This is a genomic window from Rummeliibacillus sp. TYF005, assembly GCF_003844195.1.
Taxonomy (GTDB): Bacteria; Bacillota; Bacilli; order Bacillales_A; family Planococcaceae; genus Rummeliibacillus.
Genome location: NZ_ML122578.1, coordinates 20,935 through 30,011, shown reverse-complemented (window position 1 = coordinate 30,011; position 9,077 = coordinate 20,935). Strand labels below are relative to the sequence as shown.

The 9,077-nt window shown below is 37.9% G+C and carries 9 protein-coding genes and 1 riboswitch; all 9 genes read left to right on the top strand.

The window, feature by feature from the left end; translation table 11 throughout:
• Positions 1-233: 233 nt before the first annotated feature.
• Positions 234-422 carry an NETI motif-containing protein gene (locus CW357_RS14920; RefSeq protein ID WP_119414380.1) on the top strand — a complete coding sequence of 63 codons (189 nt, stop codon included), beginning with the start codon at positions 234-236 and terminating at the stop codon, positions 420-422.
• Between the two features lie 95 nt (positions 423-517).
• Positions 518-616, top strand: a riboswitch (purine riboswitch).
• A gap of 236 nt (positions 617-852) precedes the next feature.
• Positions 853-1,341, top strand: coding sequence for a 5-(carboxyamino)imidazole ribonucleotide mutase (purE, locus tag CW357_RS14915; RefSeq protein ID WP_124218461.1), 489 nt, complete (start codon positions 853-855; stop codon positions 1,339-1,341).
• Positions 1,338-2,462 carry a 5-(carboxyamino)imidazole ribonucleotide synthase gene (gene purK, locus CW357_RS14910; protein WP_124218460.1) on the top strand — a complete coding sequence of 375 codons (1,125 nt, stop codon included), beginning with the start codon at positions 1,338-1,340 and terminating at the stop codon, positions 2,460-2,462. The genes purE and purK overlap by 4 nt, the downstream gene beginning before the upstream one ends.
• Before the next feature lie 12 nt (positions 2,463-2,474).
• On the top strand, positions 2,475-3,770 hold the full coding sequence (gene purB / locus CW357_RS14905) for an adenylosuccinate lyase (RefSeq protein WP_124218459.1): 1,296 nt from the start codon (positions 2,475-2,477) through the stop codon (positions 3,768-3,770).
• A 28-nt stretch (positions 3,771-3,798) separates the two neighbouring features.
• Positions 3,799-4,515: a phosphoribosylaminoimidazolesuccinocarboxamide synthase gene (purC, locus tag CW357_RS14900; RefSeq protein ID WP_119414384.1), complete on the top strand. Its 717-nt coding sequence runs from the start codon at positions 3,799-3,801 to the stop codon at positions 4,513-4,515.
• Complete coding sequence (gene purS / locus CW357_RS14895) at positions 4,512-4,760, top strand: phosphoribosylformylglycinamidine synthase subunit PurS (RefSeq protein WP_124218458.1); 249 nt, start codon at positions 4,512-4,514, stop codon at positions 4,758-4,760. Before purC ends, purS begins: the two co-directional genes overlap by 4 nt.
• Before the next feature lie 2 nt (positions 4,761-4,762).
• The gene (gene purQ / locus CW357_RS14890; protein ID WP_119414386.1) at positions 4,763-5,446 is read left to right on the top strand and encodes a phosphoribosylformylglycinamidine synthase subunit PurQ; all 684 of its coding nucleotides are present in this window, start codon (positions 4,763-4,765) and stop codon (positions 5,444-5,446) included.
• Positions 5,433-7,664 (top strand): phosphoribosylformylglycinamidine synthase subunit PurL, encoded by a 2,232-nt coding sequence (gene purL / locus CW357_RS14885; protein ID WP_124218457.1) that lies wholly within the window; start codon positions 5,433-5,435, stop codon positions 7,662-7,664. Before purQ ends, purL begins: the two co-directional genes overlap by 14 nt.
• Positions 7,640-9,061 carry an amidophosphoribosyltransferase gene (purF, locus tag CW357_RS14880; RefSeq protein WP_124218456.1) on the top strand — a complete coding sequence of 474 codons (1,422 nt, stop codon included), beginning with the start codon at positions 7,640-7,642 and terminating at the stop codon, positions 9,059-9,061. The genes purL and purF overlap by 25 nt, the downstream gene beginning before the upstream one ends.
• Positions 9,062-9,077: the final 16 nt, after the last annotated feature.

The window sequence follows — 9,077 nt, the reverse complement described above, 5'->3', positions numbered from 1 at the left end:
TGGGTGTAAAAAACTCATGAATGTTTTTATTGCCTTTTTTGAAGTTTCAACAATTACTTAAAGACATTCAGAAAATTTTATGTATACTTATTAAAAATACTTTTTGCTTTTTGTTATGGAATCGGACTAGAATCTTTGTTGTGCTGTATGTTAGGATACAGGAATCTTGTTAGATAGAACTCAAATGGGCTAACCGTTATAATATAAACAGATTCAGATGAGGAAGTGAGAAAGTGTCAAAAAAACAAGTATGGTTTGAAGTAGACGAAACAGAAACAATTGACGCCTGTTTGGAAAGAATGAAGAAACAAGGGTATATGCCAGTAGGAAGAAAAGAGGAGCCTCTTTTTCAAATGGTGAACGGAAAACCTGTTCCTATTCGCCAAATTATTAAATTTAAAGGCATTTTAATCGAAAAATAAATCAAAAAATCAATAAAATACGAACAATGTTATATACTAAAATTTCAATGTTCGTATTTGCTATTGACTTAAATTCCTTCTCTTGATAAAATGTGAGAAGAAAAACATTGAATCCCCATATATGCTAGAGGATTGGCTCTAGTGTCTCTACCCGGCACCGTAAATGCTGGACTATGCGGGAAAGCGACTATAGGAATTAATAAGTAGGCTAAAAGTGTTTAGTTTAATACTTTCATAGCTGTGTGACTTATAAATCCTTAGATATCTGCTTTTCATGCATAGTAATACTATGGTGAATCGGGTATCTAAGGGTTTTTTAATTTTATTTTAATACATGATGTAAGAGAAGCTAAAGGCTTCAATGAGATGTAACAAAACAAATTTTCGATATCAATTTATAGAGGCGTAATTTATTAGGAGGCGTACATATATGAATCCGAGAGTTGGCGTCATCATGGGAAGTTCAAGTGATTGGGAAACGATGAAATATGCATGTAATATTTTGGACGAATTAAAAATTCCGTATGAAAAGAAAGTAGTTTCTGCTCATCGTACACCTGATTTAATGTTTGAATATGCAGTTGAAGCTAGAGGAAGAGGCTTACAAGTAATTATTGCTGGTGCTGGGGGTGCGGCTCATCTACCTGGTATGGTTGCAGCAAAAACTACATTACCTGTTATTGGTGTGCCAGTTCAATCTAGGGCATTAAATGGCCTTGATTCTTTGCTGTCAATAGTACAAATGCCAGGAGGCGTTCCAGTAGCGACGGTGGCAATTGGGAAAGCAGGAGCAACGAATGCAGGATTATTAGCAGCTCAAATATTATCAATAACTGATTCTAATATTACCGAAAAAATCGAAGCAAGACGACAAGCGATGAAAATGAAGGCTTTAGAAAGCACAGGTGAATTACAGTGATAAAAACGATTTTTCCTGGTCAAACAATCGGTATTATCGGTGGTGGCCAGCTTGGACGTATGATGGCACTCGCTGCAAAAGAGGCCGGCTTTAAAATTGCGGTCTTAGAGCCAACCATGGATTCGCCGTGCGGGCAAGTAGCTGACATTCGAATCGTCGCACCTTATAACGATGAAACAGCTCTTGAAGAATTGGCTGAAGTTAGTGATGTTATTACGTTTGAATTTGAAAATATCGATTATGAAGGTTTGAAAAGACTAACAGAAATTGCATATGTACCACAAGGTGCTGAGCTTATCAAAATTACACAGGATAGAATTCAAGAAAAGAGAGCAATTATTCAATCGGGCTGTCCTGTTGCAAATTACATTGCATGTCAGAATTTTAATCAACTTAAAAAAAATATAGAAAGTATTGGTTTTCCTTGTATCGTCAAAACAGCACGAGGCGGATATGACGGAAAAGGGCAACAAACCGTTTACTCTTATGATGATTTAGAACTTGTAGCCCCATTATTTGATCATTCCGCTTGCGTAGCTGAAGCCTTTGTACCGTTTTTAAAAGAGATTTCGGTCATTGTTCAACGAAATGGTCAAGGTGAAACCTATTGTTTGCCAATCGGTGAGAACATTCATGTTAACCATATACTTCATGAAACAATTGTACCGGCTAGAATTGAAAAAAAGACCGCAAAACTAGCAATTGAAGCTGCAGAAAAGATCGCAGACAACTTACAACTAGTTGGTACATTAGCTGTCGAAATGTTCGTACTAGAAGATGGAACGGTTGTGATTAACGAATTGGCTCCACGTCCACATAATTCTGGACATTATTCAATTGAAGCTTGTAATATTTCACAATTCCATCAACATGTTCGTGCAGTATGTGGTTGGCCATTACGTAAGCCGAAATTATGGAGTCCTTCCGTTATGGTCAATATTCTAGGACAACATGTGATTCCAGTAACGAATTCATTATCAAAATATCCGAATTGGTCTATTCACCTTTACGGAAAAAAACAAGCAAAGAAGAATAGAAAGATGGGTCATGTTACAATTATGACGGATGATCTTGATCATACTATTAGAGAAATTAACGATTCTGCTATTTGGGCAGAATAGAAGGAGACAAACATGATAGCACGTTATACTCGTCCAGAAATGGGCGCAATTTGGACAGATGAAAACAGATATCAAGCATGGTTAGAAGTAGAGATTTTAGCTTGTGAGGCTTGGTCTGAACTAGGGGAAATCCCAAAAGAAGATGTTACAAAAATCCGCGAAAATGCAACGTTTAATATAGATCGTATTTTAGAGATTGAAAAACAAACTCGTCATGATGTTGTAGCATTTACACGTGCCGTTTCAGAATCACTTGGTGAAGAACGTAAATGGGTTCACTACGGTTTAACTTCTACAGACGTTGTAGATACAGCTCTTTCATATCAATTAAAACAAGCAAACGAAATCTTAAGAAAAGATATTCATAATTTTATCGACATTATTGCTGAAAAGGCAAAAGAACATAAATATACTGTCATGATGGGCCGTACTCATGGTGTACATGCTGAACCAACTACTTTTGGTTTAAAACTTGCTCTGTGGTATGAAGAAATGAAACGTAACTTACAACGTTTTGAAGCAGCAGCTAAAACAATTGAAACAGGTAAAATTTCAGGTGCTGTTGGTACTTACGCCAATATTAATCCATTTGTAGAACAATATGTTTGTGAAAAATTAGGCCTTCAAGCTGCACCAATTTCAACGCAAACATTACAACGTGATCGTCACGCTGAATATATTGCAGCTCTTGCATTAATTGCTACATCAATTGAAAAATTTGCAACTGAAGTTCGTGGACTTCAAAAGTCAGAAACACGTGAAGTTGAAGAGTTCTTCGCAAAAGGTCAAAAGGGATCTTCTGCAATGCCACATAAACGTAATCCAATTGGTTCTGAAAATATGGTTGGTATGGCACGTGTAATCCGTGGCCACATGCTAACTGCATATGAAAATGTTTCTTTATGGCATGAACGTGATATTTCTCATTCATCTGCAGAACGTATCATCCTACCTGATACAACAATTGGTTTGAATTATATGTTAAACCGTTTTGGTAATATCGTGAAAAACTTAACTGTCTTCCCAGAGAATATGAAACGTAATATGGGACGTACTTTTGGTTTGATTTATTCACAACGTGTGTTACTTGCGTTGATCGACAAGGGTCTTGTACGTGAGGAAGCTTATGATACTGTTCAACCATTAACTGCAAAAGCATGGGATGAACAAATTCAATTCCGCGAACTTGTCGAAGCAGATGAGAAAATTACATCTTATCTATCTAAAGAAGAGATAGACGATTGTTTCGATTATCACTACCATTTGAAAAATGTAGACATGATTTTCGAACGTCTAGGCTTAAACTAAATAACTAACCTAACCGGGGGAATTTAAAGTGGAAAAAGGTCAACTTTTGTATGAAGGAAAAGCAAAAAAATTGTATGCAACAGAAGATGAAAACATTTTGTTTGTTGAATACAAAGATAGTGCTACAGCATTCAACGGTGAAAAGAAAGCAGAAATAGCAGGTAAAGGTGTTTTAAATAACAGCATTACATCATTGATCTTTGAAAAACTCAAAAATGCTGGTATTGATTCACACTTCGTTGAAAAAATTTCAGATAACGAACAACTTGTGAAGAAAGTCGATATTATTCCAATTGAATTGGTAGTACGTAATATCGCAGCTGGTAGCCTTGCAAAACGATTGGGGATTGAAGAAGGAACACCTCTAAAACGACCAATCGTAGAATTTTATTACAAAAATGATGACCTTGGAGACCCAATGATCTCGGAAGAACACATTGACGTAATGGGCATTGCTTCTAAAGAAGAAGTGAGGGCCCTTTACGACAATGGCTTAATGGTAAATGATATCTTACGTCCATTTTTCTACGATATTAATGTAATTTTAGTAGATTTCAAATTAGAATTTGGTCGTGATGAAAATGGTCATGTATTATTAGCAGATGAAATTTCACCTGATACATGTCGCCTTTGGGATGCAAAAACAAAGCAACATCTTGATAAGGATGTGTTCCGTCGTAATCTTGGTGATTTAACTGAAGTGTATGAAATCATATTATCTCGTCTAGGAGGAGTAACTAAATGAAAAAAGTGAAAATCTATGTAACGCTTCGCGAAAGTGTATTAGACCCACAAGGATCAGCAGTAAAAGGTTCATTACATACTATGGGCTATAACGAAGTGGCAGATGTTCGCATTGGTAAATATTTAGAATTGCAAATCGATCCTTCAGAACGCGATATCGATGGCATTGTAAAAGAAATGAGTGAAAAGCTACTAGCAAATACAGTAATTGAAGATTACCGTTATGAAATCGAGGAGGCTAACTAACGATGAAATTCGCAGTACTCGTATTTCCGGGGTCCAACTGTGATTTAGATATGTATCACGCGATTAAAGATGAACTCGGTGAAGAAGTAGAATACGTATGGCACGATGCAACAGATTTAAGCGGGTATGACGGTATTTTATTGCCAGGAGGGTTCTCTTATGGAGATTATCTCCGCTGTGGTGCAATTGCTCGTTTTTCAAATGTAATGGCAGAAGTAGTAAAAGCAGCTGAAGCAGGTAAACCAGTACTTGGGGTATGCAACGGATTTCAGATTTTAACTGAAGTAGGGTTATTGCCAGGAGCACTTTTACGAAACAAAAACCTTAAATTTATGTGTCGGAAAGTAAATTTAAAGGTAGCGAACAACAACACATTATTTACAAACCAATATGATCAAGACGAAGTTATTCAAATACCAATCGCTCACGGTGAAGGGAATTACTATTGTGATGGTGAAACCTTACAAAAACTAAAAGACAATAACCAAATCGTCTTTACGTATGAAGGTGAAAATCCTAATGGCAGTATTGAAAACATCGCTGGTGTTATCAATGAAAAAGGAAATGTTCTAGGTATGATGCCTCATCCAGAACGAGCAGTGAATGAATTAATAGGTGGCGCAGACGGGCTTGCCTTATTCAAATCAATTGTCAAACAGTGGAGGGAATCGTATGTCCAAGCTTGAACCAACAACAGAGCAAATTAAAGAGCAAAAGTTATACGCACAAATGGGGTTATCTGACGAAGAATTTGCCTTAGTAGAAAACATTCTAGGACGCACACCAAACTGGACAGAAACGGGTCTATTCTCTGTTATGTGGTCTGAACATTGCTCTTATAAAAATTCCAAACCTGTTCTTCGTAAGTTTCCAACAAAAGGGCCTCGAGTATTACAAGGACCTGGGGAAGGTGCAGGAATTGTTGATATTGGTGATGAACAAGCGGTTGTTTTCAAAATGGAATCACACAATCATCCTTCTGCAATAGAGCCTTATCAAGGTGCTGCTACAGGTGTTGGCGGTATTATTCGTGATGTATTTTCAATGGGTGCAAGACCTATTGCGATGTTAAACTCCTTACGTTTTGGAGAGCTAGATGCCTCTAAACGAGTAAAATATTTATTTGAAGAAGTTGTGGCAGGGATTGCTGGGTACGGAAACTGTGTCGGGATTCCAACAGTTGGCGGTGAAATTCAATTCGATCCTTGTTATGAAGGAAACCCATTAGTAAATGCTATGTGTGTTGGCTTAATCGACCATAAGGACATTCAAAAAGGGATTGCTTCCGGAGTAGGAAATACGGTGATGTATGTCGGGGCTAAAACAGGTAGAGATGGCATTCATGGTGCAACATTTGCATCGGAAGAATTAAGTGAATCTTCTGAAGAAAAACGCCCAGCTGTACAGGTAGGAGATCCATTTATGGAAAAATTGTTATTAGAAGCATGCCTAGAACTTGTAAACTATGAATGTCTTGTAGGAATTCAAGATATGGGTGCTGCAGGGCTTACATCTTCTTCAGCAGAGATGGCTTCTAAGGCAGGGTTTGGTATTGAGATGAATCTAGACTTAGTACCACAACGTGAAACAAACATGACTCCTTATGAAATGATGCTTTCTGAATCACAAGAGCGTATGTTAATCGTCGTGAAAAAAGGACATGAACAAGAAGTTATCGACCTATTTGTTAAATACGGTTTAGATGCTGTTGCAATTGGTCATGTCACAGAAGACAAAATGCTTCGCTTAATACATAAAGGTGAAGTTGTAGCGAATGTCCCTGCAGATGCATTGGCAGAGGATGCACCAGTTTACCATAAACCATCTGCAGAACCAGCTTATTTTGCAGAATTTAAGAAAATGAAAAATGAAGAACCGACTGTTGAAAATTATAAAGAAACATTATTAGCTCTTCTGAAACAAACAACTATTGCATCGAAAGAATGGGTTTACGATCAATATGATTACCAAGTACGTACATCGACTGTTGTTGCTCCTGGATCGGATGCAGCTGTACTACGTGTAAGAGGTACAAACAAAGGCCTTGCAATGACAACGGATTGTAACTCTCGTTATATCTATTTAGATCCTGAAGTAGGAGGCAAAATTGCAGTAGCTGAAGCAGCTCGTAATATTGTATGTTCAGGAGGAAAACCATTAGCCATTACAGATTGCTTAAATTTCGGTAATCCTGAAAAGCCTGAAATCTTCTGGCAAATTGAAAAATCAGCAGACGGTATTTCTGCAGCATGTGAAGCATTAGAATCACCAGTTATAGGTGGCAACGTGTCCCTTTATAACGAACGTAGTGGTGTTGCTATTTATCCTACTCCTACAATCGGTATGGTTGGTTTAGTAGAAGATTTAGCACATACAACTACACAAAAAGTAAAAGCAGCCGGAGACTTTATTTACCTGATTGGTGAAACTAAAACTGAATTTGGTGGCTCTGAACTTCAAAAGCTACTTAATGAGGGACAGATTTTCGGTCTAGCACCAGAAATTGATTTGGACGTAGAAGCAAAAAGACAAGAACAATTATTAAGTGCTATCCAACAAGGACTTGTTGAATCTGCTCATGACTTAGCAGAAGGTGGCCTTGCTGTCGCATTAGCAGAAACAACATTTGGAACAGAACTTGGTGCAGAAGTAAATGTAAATGGCTCTGCAGTGACAGCATTGTTTAGTGAAACTCAATCTCGTTTCTTAGTTTCTGTAAAAGAAGAAAATGTAGAAGCGTTTGAAGCGACGATTCAAGATGCTGTAAAAATTGGTCATGTACTGAATGAACAACAATTAATCATTCGTGATGAAGTTGGCGAAATCTTAATCGAAGGTTCTGTATCAGAATTCCAAGATGCTTGGAAAGGAGCTATCCCATGCTTGGTGAAATCAGAGGCTTAAACGAAGAATGTGGAGTATTCGGTATTTGGGGGCATCCAAATCCTGCTCAAATAAGTTATTATGGCTTACACGCTCTTCAACACCGTGGTCAAGAGGGTGCTGGTATTGTCGTAACAGATGGCGAAAAGCTGCAAGCTGTAAAAGGTGAAGGCTTAGTTAACGAAGTGTTTACAGGAGATAAAATAGATCAGCTTGAAGGGAAAGCTGCAATTGCTCATGTACGTTATGCAACTGCTGGTGGTGGTGGAATTGAAAACGTTCAACCATTGCTTTTCCGGTCATCTACAGGAAGTCTTTCTATTGCTCACAATGGTAATTTGGTGAATGCGAATCATTTAAAAAAACATTTAGAAAGACAAGGAAGTATATTCCAAACAACTTCTGATACGGAAGTATTAGCTCATTTATTGAAGCGAAGTGGGTTTGGTTCTATGAATGAGCGGGCGAAAAATGCTCTAACGTTACTAAAAGGTGCTTATGCATTTTTAATCATGACAGAAGATGAGATGCTAGTTGCTTCAGATCCTCATGGATTGCGTCCTTTATCACTTGGAAAGCTAGATGATGCATGGGTAGTCGCTTCTGAAACATGTGCGTTTGACATTATTGGAGCGGAATTTATTCGTTCTGTTGAACCGGGTGAGCTAATAACAATCAATGATGAAGGATTGAAGTCAGAAAAGTTTGCGTACCCTGCAGAACGTGCTATTTGCACAATGGAATACGTTTACTTCTCTCGACCAGATTCAGATATCGACGGTATTAACATCCATATGGCACGTAAACGTTTAGGAAAACAACTTGCAAAAGAGGCCAATATTGAAGCGGACGTTGTAACAGGAGTTCCTGACTCTAGTATTTCAGCAGCTATCGGTTTCTCAGAGGAAACGGGCATTCCGTATGAATTGGGATTGATCAAAAACCGCTATGTTGGTCGTACGTTTATCCAACCTTCTCAAGAAATGCGTGAAAAAGGCGTTAAGATGAAACTCTCACCAGTTCGTCAAGTGGTCCAAGGTAAGAGGGTAGTGATGGTAGACGACTCGATTGTACGTGGTACGACTTCAAGACGAATTGTGAATATGTTAAAAGAAGCTGGAGCCAAAGAGGTACACGTTGTTATTAGTTCACCACCTATGACTAATCCTTGTTATTACGGAATTGATACTTCTACACATGAAGAACTAATTGCATCAAATCATAGTGTTGAAGAGATTCGTGAAGCAATTGGAGCCGATTCATTGACTTATTTATCAGTAGAAGGAATGGTCGATGCGATTGGTAGAACGGATGAAGGTCAAAATTGCGGACATTGTCTAGCTTGTTTTACAGGAAAATATCCTACAGAGATTTTCCCAGATACAATCTTGCCACACGAAAAAGAATTGGTACATTAATCAAAGGAGGAAGGCA